Source organism: Citricoccus sp. CH26A (assembly GCF_000224415.1).
In the GTDB taxonomy this organism is placed as follows: Bacteria; Actinomycetota; Actinomycetes; order Actinomycetales; family Micrococcaceae; genus Citricoccus.
This window is the reverse complement of sequence record NZ_AFXQ01000003.1, coordinates 110,450-126,308: the sequence shown is the minus strand read 5'-3', so window position 1 is coordinate 126,308 and position 15,859 is coordinate 110,450. Positions and strand designations below refer to the sequence as shown.

The following is a 15,859-nucleotide window of genomic DNA, read 5'->3' as shown; positions in this document are numbered from 1 at the left end:
GATCTTCACTGGGCACTCCTTGCGGCCGCGCGCTCGATGCCGACGGCCAGGTGGTTGCGGGCGTATTCGAGGCAGTAGCCGAGCATCTCCTCGCGCTGGCCGGCGTACTTGGCCTTGCGGGTGCCGACCTCCACGCAGATGGCGCCGTCCCAGCCGGTCTCGCCGAGGAACTCGAGGGCGGCGGCCACCGGCTGGTCGCCGTCACCGGGCAGCAGGTGCTCGTCCTTGCCGTTGGCGGTGCCGTCGGTGAGGTGGACGTGGCGCAGCCGCTCCCCCAGGACCTGGAAGGCCTCGAGGGAGTCCTCCTGGGCGATCGCCGCGTGGGAGAAGTCCCACGTGACGTGCTCGTAGGCCTGCGAGACGGGGTCCCAGTGCGGCAGGTACATCTTGGCCTCGCGGGCGCCGGCGCGCCACGGGTACATGTTCTCCACGCAGATCTTCACGCCGGTGGCGTCCATGATCTCCTCGATCCCGGCCGCGAAGCCGGAGGCGTAGTTGCCCTGCCAGCGGAACGGCGGGTGCGCCACCACGATCTCGGCCCCGACCTCCCGGGCCAGGTCCGCGCTCTTGGCCAGCTTGTTCCACGCCGAGCCCCACACCTGCTGGGTGAACAGCAGCGTGGGGGCGTGGATCGAGTGGATCGGCATCCGGTGCTTCTGGGCCAGCCGGTTCAGCAGCAGCCCGTCCTGGGACCACGAGTTGTGGGTGACCATGACCTCCACGCCGTCGTAGCCGAGGTCCTCGGCCGTGGCGAAGACGTCCTGGGTGCCCAGCGGGAACACGGAGGACGAGGACAGTGTGACGGGGATGTCCCGCGGCACCTGGGGCCCGACGTCGGGCGGGCCGGGCGGCTGGCGCGTGGACTCCAGGGCGGCGGCCAGCCGGCCGGGACCGAGGGCGGGCCGGGCGGCTCCGCCCAGCGTGGCGGTGGCGCCCTCACGCACCCGGGCCGGGCGGGATTCGCGTTCGGCGACGGCCCCGCCCCAGGGACCGGTGTGCCGCTCGGCGTCGGACTCCCGCTCGGCGGCCGCGGCCTCGGCGGCCTGCTCCGCGCGTGCGGCGATCTCTTCAGCGCTCTCAGTCAACGGTCACCCCCACGGAGAAGCCCGGCAGCATCGGGTCCGGGTTGAGCCGGACGTTGCCGACGCCCCGGACCGCCTCCTGGCCCAGGATGCCCTCCTGGACCAAGGCATCCAGCCTACGCATGATCAGTCCCTCGCGCAGTGCCCACGGGCAGATCTCCAGCATCGGGACGCCGAACCGCTCCATGGCCGCCTCCGCGGCCAGCCCGCCCGCGAGCATCTGGGCCGCCCGGACCTCGGAGACCCCGGGCAGCCCGGCACGCTCCTTGGCGCTCATGGCCCCCATCCGGTGCACCCACAGCTTGAGGTCCTCGATCCGCAGGTGCCGCTTGACGAAGACCCCGGCCGCGAGCGGTGCCGCGCCGGTGATCCGGGCCAGGGAGCGGAAGGTCTTGGACGTACCGGTCACCAGCACCGGGGCCGTCATGGGCGGGAACCCGGCGGCGGTCTCGTCCATGGTGGAGCGGATGTGCTTGCGCAGCTTCTTGATGGACTTCGGGGTCGGCGGGTCCGCGGGCAGCCAGTCCCGGGTCAGCCGGCCGGCGCCGAGCGGGATGGACACCGCGTGGCTGGGCAGCTCGTCCGTGCCGTAGGCGATCTCGAACGACCCGCCGCCGATGTCGAAGTTCAGGATGGACCCCACGTCCCAGCCCTGCCAGCGGCGGACCGCGAAGTAGGTCATGGCCGCCTCCTGGTCCCCCGAGAGCTCGGTCAGGTGCACGGAGGTCTCCCGGGTCACCCGGTCCAGGACCTCGGCACCGTTGGCGGACTCGCGGATGGCCGAGGTGCAGAAGGCGATCATGTCCTCGGCACCGTTGGCCACCGCGAACTTGACCGCCTCCTGGATGAAGGTGACCAGGGCGTCCTGGCCGGAGGTCTCGATCCGCCCCTGCTCGTCCTGGTGCTGCAGCAGGGACAGTGAGCGCTTGTGGTCCGCGTAGGCGGACGGGCGCGCGCCCGGGTGGGCGTCCACCAGCAGCAGGTGGACGGTGTTCGAGCCGATGTCCAGCACACCCAGGCGCATGGCTACTTCTTCGCCGCGCTCTTTGACCGCGCCGCCGGCTTGCGCGCCGGCTTCTTCGCCGGGCCCTTGGCCCGCTTGTCCGCCAGCAGTTCGTAGGCCTGCTGGGCGGTCAGCGACTCCGGGTCCATTGACCGCGGCACGGTGATGTTGGTCTCACCGTCCGTCACGTAGGGTCCGAAGCGGCCCTCCTTGACGACCACCTTCTTCCCCGAGACGGGGTCCTCGCCGAACTCCGCCAGCGGCGGCTTGGCCGCCCCGCGGCCGCGCTGCTTGGGCTGGGCGTAGATGTCCAGCGCCTGCTGGAGCGTGATGGTGAAGATCTGGTCCTCGGACTCCAGCGAGCGGGAGTCCGTGCCCTTCTTCAGGTAGGGCCCGAAGCGCCCGTTCTGCACGGTGATCTCGGTGCCCTCGGCGTCCTGGCCCACCACGCGCGGCAGGCTCATCAGCTTCAGGGCGTCCTCGAGGGTGATCGTCTCCAGGGACATGGACTTGAACAGCGAGCCGGTGCGCGGCTTGACCTTGGCCGGCTTCTTCTTCGGCTTCGGCTTGCCGTTCTTGTAGTACTCGGTGGGCTGGGCCTCCATCCAGGCCGCTAGCTGCTCCTCGGTCATCTCCTCGATGACCTCGGTGACGTACGGGCCGTAGCGGCCGTCCTTGGCCACGATCGTCCGCCCGCTCTCCGGGTCCACCCCGAGCACGCGCTCCGAGGGCCCCGCGGTGGCGAAGAGCTCCTCGGCCTTGGCCGGGGTCAGCTCGTCCGGGGCCAGGTCCTCGGGGACGTTGGCGCGCTCCGGGTCGGTGCCCTCGGGGGCGTCCGCCGGCAGGTCCTTCTCCAGGTAGGGGCCGAACTTGCCCACCCGCAGGGTGATGCCCTCGGCCACGGGGATGGAGTTCACGGCCCGGGCGTCGATGTCGCCCAGGTTGTCCACCACGGCCTTGAGCCCCTCGGTGCCGGACTCGGCACCGAAGTAGAAGGCCTGCAGCCAGGCCTCCCGCTGGAGCTCGCCGGCGGCGATCCGGTCCAGGTCGTCCTCCATCCGGGCGGTGAAGTCGTAGTCGACGTACCGGCCGAAGTGCTCCTCGAGCAGGCGGATGACGCTGAAGGCCGTCCAGGACGGGACCAGGGCGTTGCCGCGCTTGGTCACGTAACCGCGGTCCATGATCGTCGAGATGGTCGGCGCGTAGGTGGACGGCCGGCCGATCTCGCGCTTCTCCAGCTCGGCGACGATGGACGCCTCGGTGTACCGCGGCGGCGGGCTCGTCTCGTGGCCGGAGGCGATGACGTCCCGGCCCGTGAGGGACTGGCCGGCGGCCAGGTCCGGCAGGCGCTTGTCCTTGCCCTCCGGCTTCTCCGACTCGGTGTCCCGGCCCTCCTCATAGGCGGCCAGGAAGCCGGGGAAGGTGATGACCGTGCCCGAGGCCGTGAACCCGGCGACCTCGCCACCGGTGGCGGTCCCGGAGAGCTTCACGGTGGCCGTGTAGCCCTTGGCGTCGGCCATCTGGGAGGCGATGGTGCGCTTCCAGATCAGCTCGTAGAGGCGGAACTCGTCCCCGCGCAGCGCGCCGGAGACCTGCCCGGGGGTGCGGAAGGAGTCGCCGGCGGGGCGGATGGCCTCGTGGGCCTCCTGCGCCGAGTCGTTCTTCGCCTTGTACACGCGCTTGGCCTGCGGGATGGACTCCGGGCCGTAGAGCTCGGTGGCCTGCCGGCGGGCGGCGGTGATCGCCTCGTCGGAGAGCATCACCGAGTCCGTACGCATGTAGGTGATGTAACCGTTCTCGTACAGCCGCTGCGCCACCTGCATGGTGACCCGCGAGGAGAACCGCAGCTTGCGCGAGGCCTCCTGCTGCAACGTGGAGGTGGTGAACGGGGCCGCCGGGCGGCGGGTGTAGGGCTTGTCCTCCACCGAGTCCACGGTGAACGCCGCGCCCTGCAGGCCCTCGGCCAGGGCGGTCGCGGTGGCCTCGGTCAGCGTGGCGACCTTGCCCTCGGCGGAGTCCTTGAGCACCCCGCGGTCCGTGAAGTCCCGGCCGCTGGCGATCCGCCGGCCGTCCACGGTGGCCAGCCGGGCGGTGAAGGACTCCCCCGCGCCGGAACCCTCCTGCGCGGTGAACGTGCCGTCCAGGTCCCAGTACGAGGCCGGCACGAACGCCATGCGCTCGCGCTCGCGCTCGACGACGAGCCGGGTGGCCACGGACTGCACGCGACCGGCCGACAGGCCACGGGCCACCTTGCGCCACAGCACCGGGGAGATCTCGTAGCCGAAGAGCCGGTCCAGGATGCGGCGCGTCTCCTGGGCGTCCACGAGATCGGCGTCGATCTCGCGGATGTTCTCCAGGCCGCGGGCGATGCCCTCCTTGGTGATCTCCGTGAAGGTCATCCGGTAGACGGGGACCTTGGGCTTGAGCTCCTGCAGCAGGTGCCACGCGATGGCCTCGCCCTCGCGGTCGGCGTCCGTGGCGAGGTAGAGGGCGGAGGCGTCCTTGAGCTCGCGCTTGAGCTCGGTGACCCGCTTCTTCTTGTCCGGGTACACCACGTAGTAGGGCTCGAAGCCGTTGGTGGTGTCCACGGCGAACTTGCCGTACGGACCCTTCTTCATGTCCGCCGGCAGGTCCGAGGGCTGCGGGAGGTCCCGGATGTGACCGGCCGAGGCATCCACCACCCATCCCTCGCCCAGGTACTTGGCGATGGACTTGCTCTTGGCGGGGGACTCCACGATGACGAGTTTGGTCCCGTCGACCTTCTCTGACACTCAGGCTCCTTCTCGGTCGCCGGGCGGACCGCCCGGTGCCCCTCTAATGTAACGGCACCGGCGACCGGTGCCGGATCAGGCCGTGTCGGCGGGGCCGGGCGCCGCGTCGGCGAGGACGGAGACCAGGTAGTAGACGCGCTCGGCGTCCACCGAGCGCTCCGAGGCGGGATTGAGCTCCTCGAACTCGTCGATCAGGGCCGCCAGGCGGGACTGGAACTCCGCCCGCTGCTGCGAGTCGACGAAGATCATCCCGGTGGACAGCACCGGCGGACGGCGGACCTCGGCGGACCGTTCGGCCTCCTTGTCCTCCGCCTCGCGGCGGGCGACCTCCTTCATGATCCGGTCGCGGAAGGTGTTGAGCTGGACGTCGATGAACGCCAGCTTGGAGGTCGGGGTGTGGTTCAGCGAGTCCACCAGCAGGGAGTACCCGGCGGCCTTCCACCGCCGCTCCCGGCCGTCCCCCTCCGAGGGCGAGCGCTCGACGAAGCCGTATTTCTCCAGGGCACGCAGGTGGTAGCTCATGGCCGAGGGCGAGAGACCGCAGCGGGAGGCCAGCTCGGTGGCCGTGCGGGTGGACTGGGACGCGTACAGCTCCTCGAGCGCCTCCAGCCGGGCCTCGTGGGCCAGCGCCCGGATGGCCTGCGGGTCGGAGATGACGACGGGCCGGCGCCCGCCCTGGTCCGACTCGCTCCCGGGGGCCGGAGCGGTCTCAAGTTCGGTCATGGACAGACATTCTAGGCAGGTGTTTCACATTTCGCGTGAGGTGCTTCACACTGCCTCGAGGAATCCCTCCAGGAGCAGGTGCCGCACGGCCTCCGTCAGGGCTCCCTCGGCCTCCGCGTCCAGTTCCAGCAGCCCCGCGACGGCCCCGGTCAGCTGGCCGACGGTGAACTCGCCGTCCGCCGCCGAGAGGAACCCGGCGGTGGCGGTGTCCAGGTGGGCCACCCGACGGAACCCACCGCCCTGACGGGCCAGGATGACCTCGGGGTGCTCGGCGCCGAACCGCTGGTGCCTCTCCTCCGTGACGTCCGCCGGGACCCGCACGTGCAGGGCGGGCAGGGACTGTCCCTCCACGAGGTCCCACCGCTCCACCGCCGCGCCCCAGGCCGGACCCAGGGGCTGCTGCAGCTCGCCCTGGAGGTCCTCGACCCGGACCCGCCCGGCCCGCCGGGCCTCCGGGCGGCGCAGCCACAGGTAGCCGAACCCGACGGCGGCCACGCCCCGGGCGTCGAAGTCCTCCAGGTAACGCCGGTAGCCGGCCGCGTAGCCGGCCGGGTCGTACTGCTCGGAGGAGTCCTGCAGCCACGTCTCGGCGTAGCGGGCCGGATCGGCCACGTCGCGCTGGATGAGCCAGGCGTCGGTGCCGGCCGGGATCCAGTCGCGCAGCCGGGCGTCCCAGCCGCCGTCCGCGGCGTGGAGTTCCCAGTTGCCCAGCAATTGCGCCGTCCCGCCCGGTTCGAGGTGCCCCGGCAGCCGGCGCACGAGGTCGGCGAGCAGCCGGTCTCCCTCCCGGCCGCCGTCGCGGTAGGTGTTGATGCCGTCCGCGTCGCCCGCCGTGCGCGGCGTGATGACGAACGGCGGGTTGGAGACCACCAGGTCGAACCGCTCCCCGGCCACCGGGTCGAGCAGGTCCCCGGCCCGGAGGGTGACCCGCCCGCCCGGGGCGAAGGGGTCCTCGTCCGGGTCCAGGCCCAGCGCCTCGGCGTTGAGCACCAGGTTGAAGGCGGTGAAGTCCAGGGCGCGCCCGGACAGGTCCGTGGCCGTGACGTGCCCGGCGTGCGCGAGCAGGTGCAGGGTCTGGATGCCGCAGCCGACCCCGAGGTCCAGGGCCCGGGCGACCGGCCGGCGGATGACGTTCCCGGCCAGGGTCAACGAGGCCCGGCCGATGCCCAGGACGTGCCAGGGCGGCAGCACGCCGCGGCTCTGCAGCGCGGTCCGGTCGCTGGCGATCCACGCCTCGCCGAGGTCATCCGCGGAGTAGGGCGACAGGTCCACGACGGGGTGGAAGTGCTCCTCGTCGATCCGGCCGAGGTTCAGTCCCGCCGCCCCGCCGGCCCCCAGCGAGGGCAGCGCGGCATCCAGCGCCCCGACCGGCACCGCGTCGCCGAGCATCCAGCAGGACACGACGGCGGCGAGCGCGCGCTGGGAGGCGGGGGCGCCGTCGTCGTGCAGCACCTGGGCCACGCGCCGTCGGGCCGGCTCGGCCTGCTCGCGGTCCAGCGCGGCCCCGGCCGTCTCCCCGAGTAGGTCCCCGACCGCGTCCGTGGTGTAGGGCAGGGCGCGCAGGCCGGCCGCGAGGCGGGTGATCGCGTCCCGGTCCCGGCCGGGCGGCGGGGGTTCGTGCATCTGGCTCATGCGTCCATTGTGCATACCGCGCAGACCCGGTCCGGGGTGGCCTCGGCACAACCGTCGCAGACGGTGTCCAGCGTCTTGCAGGAGGCATCGGCGCAATTGCGCAGTTCGGCGGTCGGCGTCCCGCACACGCTGCAGCGGCCGACCACGGCGGCCTGGTCGGAGAACTCCACGCGCATCCGGCGGTCGAAGACGGCCAGCGAGCCCTCCCACAGCCCGGCGTCCCCGAAGGCCTCGCCGTAGCGGACGATCCCGCCGTCCAGTTGGTAGACCTCGCCGAAGCCGCGGTGGTGCATCAGGGCCGTCAGCACCTCGCAACGGATGCCGCCGGTGCAGTAGGTGACCACCGGCTGGTCCTTGAGGTGGTCGTACTTGCCGGAGTCCAGTTCGGCCACGAAGTCGCGCGTGGTCGTGGTGTCCGGCACGACGGCGTCGCGGAACCGGCCGATCTTGGCCTCCACCGCGTTGCGCCCGTCGAAGAACACCACGGGCGTGCCGGCGTCGCGCTTCTCGGCGACGAGGCGGTGCAGGGCCTCCGGGTCCAGGTGGGTGCCCGTGTCCCGCACCCCGTCGGCGGTGACCGTGACCTCCCCGGGGACGTCGAAGGCGACCAGTTCGGGCCGGACCTTCACGGAGAGCCGGGGGAAGTCCTCGGCGGACCCGTCCGACCACTTGACCTCCAGGCCTGCGAACGGCGGATAGGTCCGGGTGGTCTTGACGTACTGCTTGACCGCGTCGATCGGCCCGCCGACCGTGCCGTTGATGCCGTGGGGGGCCACGATGATCCGGCCGGTCAGTCCCCAGCGTTCGGCAAGGGCGTGTTGCCAGAGCCGCACGGCCTCGGGGTCGGCCACGGGGGCGAAGCGGTAGTAGAGGGCGATCTTGGACTGGCTCACCGCTCCAAGGGTAGTGGGACGCGGCCGGGTGGTTGCCAGGGTCGACGGTGGACTGCAGACTACCCCCAGGTGACGTTTTGGACAGGGAGTTGGTATGCCCGTGCGGTCCCCCGACGTCACGGGCTAGTCTCTTGCCATGACTTCTGCCCTGAACGACGCTCTGGTCAGCACGTGGGTCACCGGGTGGTCCCGGTGCCGCGACTACGAGGTACGCCACGACGGCCCCGTCCACGCCTCGCTGCGCACCGGGCACCAGTCCACGGCCGGCCAGGACTGGGAGTACGTACTCGCCAATCCCGACGAGGACGCCCTGACGGCCGCCTCGGTCGAGGTCCAGCAGCACCCGGGCCGGCTGCTCACCGTCGTGGGCACCGCCCCGGCCATCCCGGAGGGCGTGCCGCTGAAGCGGGTCTCCACGGGCGAGAAGCTCATGGTGGTGGACATGACCGGCCAGGACGTCGAGGCACCGATCGTGCCGGAGGAGTTCGAGGCCGCGATCGAGCGCAACGAACCGGACTGGTTCCTGCTGACCATCACCTCCACGGACCAGCACGCCGCCGGGGCCGGCGCCGTGGCCGCCCGGGGCCGGGTGGCCGCCGTGGACGGCTACGCGGTGTTCGACCGGATCTGGACCTCCCCCGAGTTCCGCCGTCAGGGCCTGGGCTCGCTCGTCATGCGCTACCTGGCCTCCCTCGCCCTCGAGCACGACGTGCAGGAGGGCCTGCTGGTGGCCGGCGCCGAGGGGCAGGCCCTGTACGGGCACCTGGGCTGGACCGAGCTGGCGGACGTCACGGTCTTCGGGGCCCTCGAGGACCACACCGAGAACCCCTCCCACTCGGACCTCAGCTGAACCCTCCGGTCCGGACCGACGATCCCCGGGACGCCGAGGCCCTGGCCCGGGCCCTGGGGAGGCCGTCCGTCCCCGGCCAGCTGGTGCACGTGCGCTACCTTCCGGAGCGTCCGGCGCGGACCGAGCCATGGCCCGAGGGCACCCCGGAGGGCCTGGTGCAGGCCTTCGGGGGCTCGGGCGTGCTCGAGCCGTGGCACCACCAGGTCGAGGCCGCCCGGCTCGCCGCCTCCGGTCGGCACGTGGTGCTGGCCACCGGCACCGCCTCCGGCAAGTCCCTGGGCTACCAGCTCGCGGCCGGCACCGCCCTGGCCGAGGACCCTGCCGGGACCGTGCTGTACCTCTCCCCCACCAAGGCCCTCGGCGCGGACCAGCTCGTCGCCTGGCGCGCCCTGGCCCGGGACGGAGCCGGCTGGCTGCGTCCGTCCCCCTATGACGGGGACACCGCCCCGGCCGACCGCACCTGGGCCCGGGACCACGCGAACGTGCTGCTGACTAATCCGGATATGCTGCACATCGGGATCCTGCCCCACCACGAGCGCTGGGGCCGGTTCTTCCGCCGGCTGCGGTACGTCATCGTGGACGAGGCGCACGTGTACCGGGGGGTGTTCGGTTCCCACGTGGCGGTGCTGCTGCGCCGGCTGTCGCGGGTCTGCGCGCACTACGGTGCGGGGCCGGTGTTCATCGGCGCCTCCGCCACCAGCGCGGACCCCGCCGGATCGTTCACCCGGCTGATCGGGGCGGACGCCGTGGCCGTCACCGAGGACGCCTCGCCCCACGGTGCGGTGACGGTCGGCTTCTGGGAACCCGAGCTGACGGACGCGCGCGGGGAGAACGGTGCCCCGGTGCGCCGTTCGGCCACCGCGGAATCGGCCGGGATGATGGCGGACCTCGCCGCGGCCGGGACCCGCACCATCGCCTTCATCCGCTCCCGGCGCGGTGCGGAAGCCATGGCCTCCGCCGCCAAGCGGGAGCTCGCGGAGGTGGACCCGTCCCTGCCCCCGCGGGTGGCGGCCTACCGCGCCGGCTACCTGCCGGAGGAGCGTCGCGAGGTGGAGACCGCCCTGCGCACGGGGCGGCTGCTGGGGGTGGCCTCCACCCCGGCCCTGGAGCTGGGGATCGACATCGCCGGGCTCGACGCGGTGCTGGTGGCCGGCTGGCCCGGGACGCGGGCCTCGTTCTTCCAGCAGGTGGGGCGGGCGGGCCGGGCCGGCCAGGAGTCCCTGGCCGTGTACGTGGCCGGCGACGACCCCCTGGACACCTTCGTGGTGCACCATCCGGAGGCGGTGTTCGAGCTCGCCGTGGAGGACTCGGTGACGGACCCGTCCAACCCGCACATCCTTGCCCCCCACCTGTGCGCCGCGGCTGCCGAGCTGCCCCTGGTCCCGGACGGCCTGGCGGCCTTCGGGGAGCCCGGCCACGTGCGCGGCCTCGTGGACCGGCTCGTGACGGAGGGTTACCTGCGACGCCGGCCGGCCGGCTGGTTCTGGACCCATCCCGAACACGCGGCCGCCCTGGTCTCCCTGCGGGACGACGGTGGGGGCCCGGTGGACATCATCGACGCGGACACCGGGGCGGTGCTGGGCACCATGGGGTCTCCGCAGACCCACTACCAGGCGCACCCCGGGGCGGTGTACGTGCACCAGGACCGGACCTACCTGGTGGAGGACCTCGACGAGGACGCGCACGCGGTCCTGGTGACGCGGGCCTGGCCGGAGTACTACACGCAGGCCCGGGACATCACCGAGATCGAGGTCCTGGACACGGTCCGCCGTCGCGACGGCGGTGACCTGCAGTGGTGCACGGGGCCCGTGAAGGTCACCACGCAGGTGGTCTCCTTCCAGCGCAAGGCGCTGGTCTCGGGCGAGGTGCTGGGCGAGGAGCCGCTGGAGCTGTCGGCCCGGGAGCTGTTCACCACCGCGGTCTGGTTCCACTGCCCGTCGGAGCACCTGGTGGCCGCCGGGTTGACGATGGACCGGCTGCCCGGCGCCCTGCACGCCGCCGAGCACGCGATGATCGGCCTGTTGCCGTTGGTGGCCTCCAACGACCGCTGGGACATCGGCGGGGTCTCCATGGCACTGCACCCGGACACCGGCGAGCCCTCGGTGTTCGTCTACGACGGCCACCCCGGGGGTGCCGGCTTCGCGGAGCGGGGGTTCGACCAGGCGGAGGTCTGGCTCCGGGCGACCCTGGACACGGTCCGCTCCTGCGCCTGTGCCGACGGCTGCCCGTCCTGCGTGCAGTCCCCCAAGTGCGGCAACCGCAACAATCCCCTGGACAAGGACGGGGCGGGCACGCTCCTGGCCTTCGTCCTGGACCGGTTGCGCGGTCATCCGGTCGAGGACGTCGACGCGGCAGGAGGCGTCGAGGAGACCGAGGACCCCCACGCGGCCGGTGGCGGACCGGCCCGGGAGACGCCCTCGGCGGGCCAGGGCAGCGGCGAGGCGTAGCGGACCCGCACCAGGACGGTGCCGCCGTCGGCCGTCGAGCACTCGCTGAGCCGGCCGCCGTGACGCCCGGTGACCTCCCCCGCGAGCGCGCAGGGGTCCGCCGCGACCAGCCCTCGCGCAGCGTCTGCGGCGGCGAGTGCGGCGAGGTCCGCGGCGGCCGAGGCCCGAGCCGCGGCCACGCCGGCCGTGCCCAGCGCGGTCGCCGCGGCCAGCAGGACCAGGGTGGTGAACACGGTGAGCAGCACCGTCACCGCGCCGGAGCCCCGGTCGCCGGTGATCACGGCGCTCCAGCGGGAGGCACGACCCACTGGTCCGGAGCGTGGGCGGTCGCCTCGAGCTGCCAGCCGTCCCACCAGCCCAGCGGGCCGGGTGGGGTGTGGGCGAGTGTCACGGTGACCCAGCCGGGGGTGCGGGAACTGCTCAGCCGGGCGTCGTCGCCGGCCATGCGCCGGGCGGTGCCGAGGACCTGGGCGTCCGTCTCCCCGCGGGCCAGTTCGCGCACGGTGGCCGCGGCGGCCTCCTCCAGGCGGATCTGCTGCAGCGTGGCGGCCCCGGCGAGCAGGGCCCCGGCCAGGACCACGGCGGCACCCGGCAGCAGCACGGCGTACTCGGCGGTGACCGATCCTCGCTCGGACGGTGATGGGTGCACGATGGCCTCCTGGGCTGGGCTCCCGCGGCCCTCCGGCGCGGACCGGAGGGCCACGGCAGCTGTGGCAGTAGTCCGTCAGCCGAAGCTGAGGGCGTTCTTGACGATGTCCAGCAGCAGGCCCTGGACGTCGGTGCCGGCCAGGACGACGGCGAGGACCCCGGCGAAGCCCACGGCGGCCAGCGTGACGATGCCGTACTCGGCGGTCTGGGCCCCGGTCTCGCCGGACCAGTCGAGCGCCGGGACGGTGGCCTGCGCGCGGGTCTGGGTGGCGATGTCGGCGGTGATGTGGGCGGCGCCCGGGGCCGTGCCCGGAGCCGTGTCCGAGGTGGCGGGTGAGGGGTTCATGATGTCTCCTTGGGTTCTTCGGGTTCTTCTTCGGTGTATCGCGGTGGGTGGGACGGGTGGATTCGACCACCCGCCTCCAGCCTGCTGGCGGGTGCTCCGGCGTGGGGTCCTCAGGGGCGCCGGTTCTGGACGGGTGGCGGGCACCGGTGCGGTGTGGAGGAGCGGGCAGTCCCCAGACAGTCGCCAGACCGCCCCTAGGGCAGCAGCGCCAGCACCAGGGGGACGATCCCCAGGCACAGGAACGAGGGCAACTGGCAGAGCCCGAGGGGCAGCACCAGGCGCGTGGCCAGTTCGGCGGCGCGCTGCTCGGCCCTGCGCCGCCGGTCGCGCCGGAGGGAGGTGGCCGTGGACCGCAGCAGGGCCGCGGTCGGGGCCCCGCTCTGGTGGGCGAAGCGCAGTTCCCGGGCGAGTTCCCGCAGGTCCGCATCCTGCGTCTGCCAGGCCTCGTCCCAGTCCACGCCGACGCGCAGCAGGGCGGCGACGCGGCACAGCGGTGCCGCCCCGGGCAGGTGCGCCCCCAGCAGGTCCAGGGCGGGAACGAGCCCCTGCCCGCTCTCCAGGAGCCCGGCCAGCAGGTCCAGGGCCAACGCGGCGTCCACGTCAGGCCCCGTCCTCGGCCCGGCGGGCCAGGGCACGGGTCCAGAGGTGCCCGATGACCGCGAGCGCCACCCCGGTGCCCACCACGAGCCAGCCCAGCGGGCCGGCCAACAGCTCCGTGGGCGGGGCCCCGACGAGCGCGGACAGCCCCAGGCCCGCCACGGGCAGCAGCCCGAGCAACCGGGCCGTGGACCTCGGACCGGCCGAGGCCGCCTCACGGGCCTGATGGGCGTCCTGACCGTCCTCCAGGGCGTCGGCGAGCCGCTCCAGCAGCCCGGCCAGGGGGACTCCTGCCTCCCGGGAGACCGCCAGGCACCCGGTGAGCTGTTCCCAGTGCCGTCCGGTCTCCTCGTGCCCGGGCGGCCGGCCGAGCAGGACAGCGGTGTCCGCGTCCACCAGGGCATGGTGCAGGCAGCACCCGGGGCGCCGGGTCCCCGGCCGGCAGGGATCGTGGAGTCCGGCCAATTCGGCCCAGACGCCCTCGGTCCTCCGGCCCGCCTGCAACAGGGCCGCGGCCTGGCGCAGCAGGGTGATGAACTCCTCGGCCTGGTGCTCGCGCCGCCGTCGGGCCGCGCCGGGGAGCAGGCGACGCAGCGGCTCACCGGTCCAGCGCATGGCGTCCTCCGCTCCGGGTGGACCCGGTCAGGGCCTCCAGCGCATCCAGTCCCGGACCGAGGCACAGTCCCTCCGCGGTGGCGGTGATCGCCGGCACGACGCGCAGGGTGCGGGTCTCCGCGCCCTCCGGGCGGTCCAGGACGGCCAGTTCCACGGGCCGGCGGCCGGCGGCGGTGCGCTCCACGTGCAGGACGGCGTCGACCGCGCTGGCGGCCTGCAGGGCCGTCGCCTCGGGCCCGAGCCCGGCCAGGGCGCCCATGGCCTGGAGCCGGGCCGGGACGTCCCGGGCGGAGTTGGCGTGCACGGTGCCGGCCGCACCGCGGTGTCCGGTGTTCATGGCCGCCAGGAAGTCGGCCACCTCGCCACCGCGGCACTCCCCCACCACGAGCCGGTCCGGCCGCATCCGCAGCGCCTGGCGGACGAGGTCGGCCAGGCTGACGGCACCGGCCCCCTCGGCGTTGCCGGGACGGGCCTGCAGGGAGACCACGTGGCCGTGGACCGGCCGCAGCTCCCGGGTGTCCTCCACGGTGATGATCCGCTCGTCCGCGGGGACCTCGGCGAGCAGGGCGCCGAGCAGGGTGGTCTTGCCCGACCCCGTGGCCCCGCTGATGAGCAGGTTGGCCCGGACCGCCAGCACGTGGCGCAGCACGGACAGCCACCGCTCCCCGTGGGGCCACCGCCCGGCCAGCCGGTCCAGCGCCGGCGGCTCGGCCGCGGCGAGTCGCACGCTGATCTGGGGCCCGCCGGTAGCGATCGGGGGCAGGACCGCATGCACCCGGGCGCCGGCGACCTGGGCGTCCCCGTAGGGCTGTCCCTCGTCCAGGCGGCGCCCGTCCTGGGCCAGCAGTCGCACCGCCAACTGCCGGGCCTCGGAGGGGGCAAGCCTCTGCCCGGTGCGCCGCAGACCCTCGACCCCGTCCGTCCACACGGCCCCGTCCGCGTCGACCAGGACGTCCGTGACTCCGGGACCGCGTGCCGGTTCCGCCAACGGGCCGAGGCCGGTGAGCCCGTCGGCCAGGGCCGTCATCTGCCGGGCAGCCTCCTCGGGCGAGTGGACGGGCAGGTGACGCCGGACGGCCTCGCCGAGCAGTTCCGGGGGCAGGTCCACGCCCCCGGAGCCGGACTGGCGGGTCCCGGACGCGGCCACGCGCGCGGCCAGCCAGCGTCGTGCCCTCTCCTGCCGGGACGGCGACGGCGGCCGCGACGGCGCCCAGCCGCGGGTCACCGCCGGACCTCGGCGGGATCACGGGACAGCACGGAGGTCAGCCGCGCGGCCACGTCGAGGGAGACCCGGCGACGGGCGGACCGGGCCCAGGACGCGGGGGTGGGTCCGCCCCACCGGGAGCGGTCCAGGACCAGCCGCTCCGGGGGCCGGCCCGGGACCTCGAGACGGCAGGTCCCTCCCTGGCCGGTCACGGACAGCAGGGGAAGCCCCTCGGCGACCAGCGTCGACGCCAGGTGCGCGTCGCGGCCCACGTCGAGCACGGTCCAGCGGAAGGTGTCGACGGTGGCACCGATCACGGGCAGCAGTTGCGCGGGAGGCCCCGTCATGCTCCCCCAACGCACCCCGCCGGCCACCGGGAGCCGACGGGCCAGGGCAGGGCCGGGCGTCGGGCCCAGGACCTCCGGCCGGGCGGAGGCCTCGGAGTTCGCCCGGAGGCGGGCGTCCAGCCCGCTCCCGGTGCCCCGCAGGTCCACGAGCACCCCGCGGCCGGGCCCGCCCAGCAGCAGGGCGAGTCCCCACGGCAGGCCGGGCCAGCCGTCGTCACCACCGGAGCCGTCGCCCTGGTGGACCAGGACGACCGCCCGGCCCGGGAGGTGGGGGTCGGCGCTACGGGCCAGCAGGCGGCACAGCGACCGTGACCGGGTGGGCAGTGTCAGGGTGGACGGATCCGGGTCCGTCGATGCCGTGCCGTCCAGCGTCACGCCGGCCACGCCGACGGTGTCAGTGCGCGGTCCAGCCGCGGGCCCGCCCGCCAGGCGGCCGCTGAGGACCATGATGGGTTCCCGTCCGTGGGCGGCCGAGAAATGGGTGAGGGCCTCGGGGACGGTCCCCGGCGGCCGGGGGTGCACGTGCAACCGGTGCCCGACGGCCGCCACGCAGGCCGCGACCTCGTGGAGCAGCCGGGTCGCGAGCGTCCCGGGTTCGGGAGGCGGCAGATACAGCACGGGGAGCGGGACCGCAGCGGTACTGGTCATGGTCCGAGCGTGCCCGTCCGGGACGGTACGGCGCAGGCCGGGCCGCTCGCTTC

Annotated in this window: 14 protein-coding genes and 1 pseudogene; 2 read left to right on the top strand and 13 right to left on the bottom strand. The window is 73.8% G+C overall.

The features are described 5' to 3' along the window. Positions 1 to 5: 5 nt before the first annotated feature. The 6 genes from CITRI_RS0103020 to CITRI_RS0102995 all read right to left on the bottom strand — a co-directional run bounded on the left by CITRI_RS0103020 (position 6) and on the right by CITRI_RS0102995 (position 8,104). Positions 6 to 869, bottom strand: coding sequence for a sugar phosphate isomerase/epimerase (locus CITRI_RS0103020; RefSeq protein WP_040385520.1), 864 nt, complete (start codon positions 867 to 869; stop codon positions 6 to 8). A gap of 208 nt (positions 870 to 1,077) precedes the next feature. Next, on the bottom strand, positions 1,078 to 2,106 hold the full coding sequence (locus CITRI_RS0103015; protein WP_010143116.1) for an exopolyphosphatase: 1,029 nt from the start codon (positions 2,104 to 2,106) through the stop codon (positions 1,078 to 1,080). A 2-nt stretch (positions 2,107 to 2,108) separates the two neighbouring features. Further along, positions 2,109 to 4,856, bottom strand: a complete 2,748-nt coding sequence (gene topA / locus CITRI_RS0103010) for a type I DNA topoisomerase (protein ID WP_010143115.1) — start codon at positions 4,854 to 4,856, stop codon at positions 2,109 to 2,111. Positions 4,857 to 4,931: 75 nt separating this feature from the next. Next, entirely contained in the window at positions 4,932 to 5,579 is a 648-nt protein-coding gene (locus CITRI_RS0103005; RefSeq protein ID WP_010143114.1) for a MarR family transcriptional regulator, read from the bottom strand. Between the two features lie 45 nt (positions 5,580 to 5,624). Then, entirely contained in the window at positions 5,625 to 7,202 is a 1,578-nt protein-coding gene (locus tag CITRI_RS0103000) for a methyltransferase (protein ID WP_010143113.1), read from the bottom strand. Between the two features lie 5 nt (positions 7,203 to 7,207). After that, the gene (locus tag CITRI_RS0102995) at positions 7,208 to 8,104 is read right to left on the bottom strand and encodes a rhodanese-related sulfurtransferase (protein ID WP_010143112.1); all 897 of its coding nucleotides are present in this window, start codon (positions 8,102 to 8,104) and stop codon (positions 7,208 to 7,210) included. A gap of 136 nt (positions 8,105 to 8,240) precedes the next feature. On the opposite strand from CITRI_RS0102995, the gene CITRI_RS16095 reads away from it, so the two are divergent. Together CITRI_RS16095 and CITRI_RS0102985 are read left to right on the top strand one after the other, a co-directional pair. Continuing rightward, positions 8,241 to 8,954 carry a GNAT family N-acetyltransferase gene (locus CITRI_RS16095; protein WP_010143111.1) on the top strand — a complete coding sequence of 238 codons (714 nt, stop codon included), beginning with the start codon at positions 8,241 to 8,243 and terminating at the stop codon, positions 8,952 to 8,954. A gap of 83 nt (positions 8,955 to 9,037) precedes the next feature. Beyond that, entirely contained in the window at positions 9,038 to 11,401 is a 2,364-nt protein-coding gene (locus CITRI_RS0102985) for a Zn-binding domain-containing protein (protein WP_010143109.1), read from the top strand. A gap of 8 nt (positions 11,402 to 11,409) precedes the next feature. Here CITRI_RS0102985 and CITRI_RS20075 read toward each other — a convergent pair. From CITRI_RS20075 to CITRI_RS18295, 7 genes and pseudogenes are all read right to left on the bottom strand, one after another. Further along, positions 11,410 to 11,634: pseudogene (locus tag CITRI_RS20075) on the bottom strand (Rv3654c family TadE-like protein); the annotation flags it as partial. 44 nt (positions 11,635 to 11,678) lie between these two features. Beyond that, the gene (locus CITRI_RS0102975) at positions 11,679 to 12,050 is read right to left on the bottom strand and encodes a TadE family type IV pilus minor pilin (RefSeq protein WP_050813570.1); all 372 of its coding nucleotides are present in this window, start codon (positions 12,048 to 12,050) and stop codon (positions 11,679 to 11,681) included. A gap of 75 nt (positions 12,051 to 12,125) precedes the next feature. Further along, entirely contained in the window at positions 12,126 to 12,395 is a 270-nt protein-coding gene (locus CITRI_RS0102970; RefSeq protein ID WP_010143107.1) for a DUF4244 domain-containing protein, read from the bottom strand. A gap of 194 nt (positions 12,396 to 12,589) precedes the next feature. Beyond that, entirely contained in the window at positions 12,590 to 12,994 is a 405-nt protein-coding gene (locus tag CITRI_RS19575) for a type II secretion system F family protein (protein WP_010143106.1), read from the bottom strand. 1 nt (position 12,995) lies between these two features. Further along, positions 12,996 to 13,607 (bottom strand): type II secretion system F family protein, encoded by a 612-nt coding sequence (locus tag CITRI_RS19570; protein WP_010143105.1) that lies wholly within the window; start codon positions 13,605 to 13,607, stop codon positions 12,996 to 12,998. After that, the gene (locus tag CITRI_RS16085) at positions 13,591 to 14,832 is read right to left on the bottom strand and encodes a TadA family conjugal transfer-associated ATPase (RefSeq protein ID WP_141565921.1); all 1,242 of its coding nucleotides are present in this window, start codon (positions 14,830 to 14,832) and stop codon (positions 13,591 to 13,593) included. Before CITRI_RS16085 ends, CITRI_RS19570 begins: the two co-directional genes overlap by 17 nt. Beyond that, positions 14,829 to 15,806 carry a hypothetical protein gene (locus CITRI_RS18295; RefSeq protein WP_141565920.1) on the bottom strand — a complete coding sequence of 326 codons (978 nt, stop codon included), beginning with the start codon at positions 15,804 to 15,806 and terminating at the stop codon, positions 14,829 to 14,831. Before CITRI_RS18295 ends, CITRI_RS16085 begins: the two co-directional genes overlap by 4 nt. Positions 15,807 to 15,859: the final 53 nt, after the last annotated feature.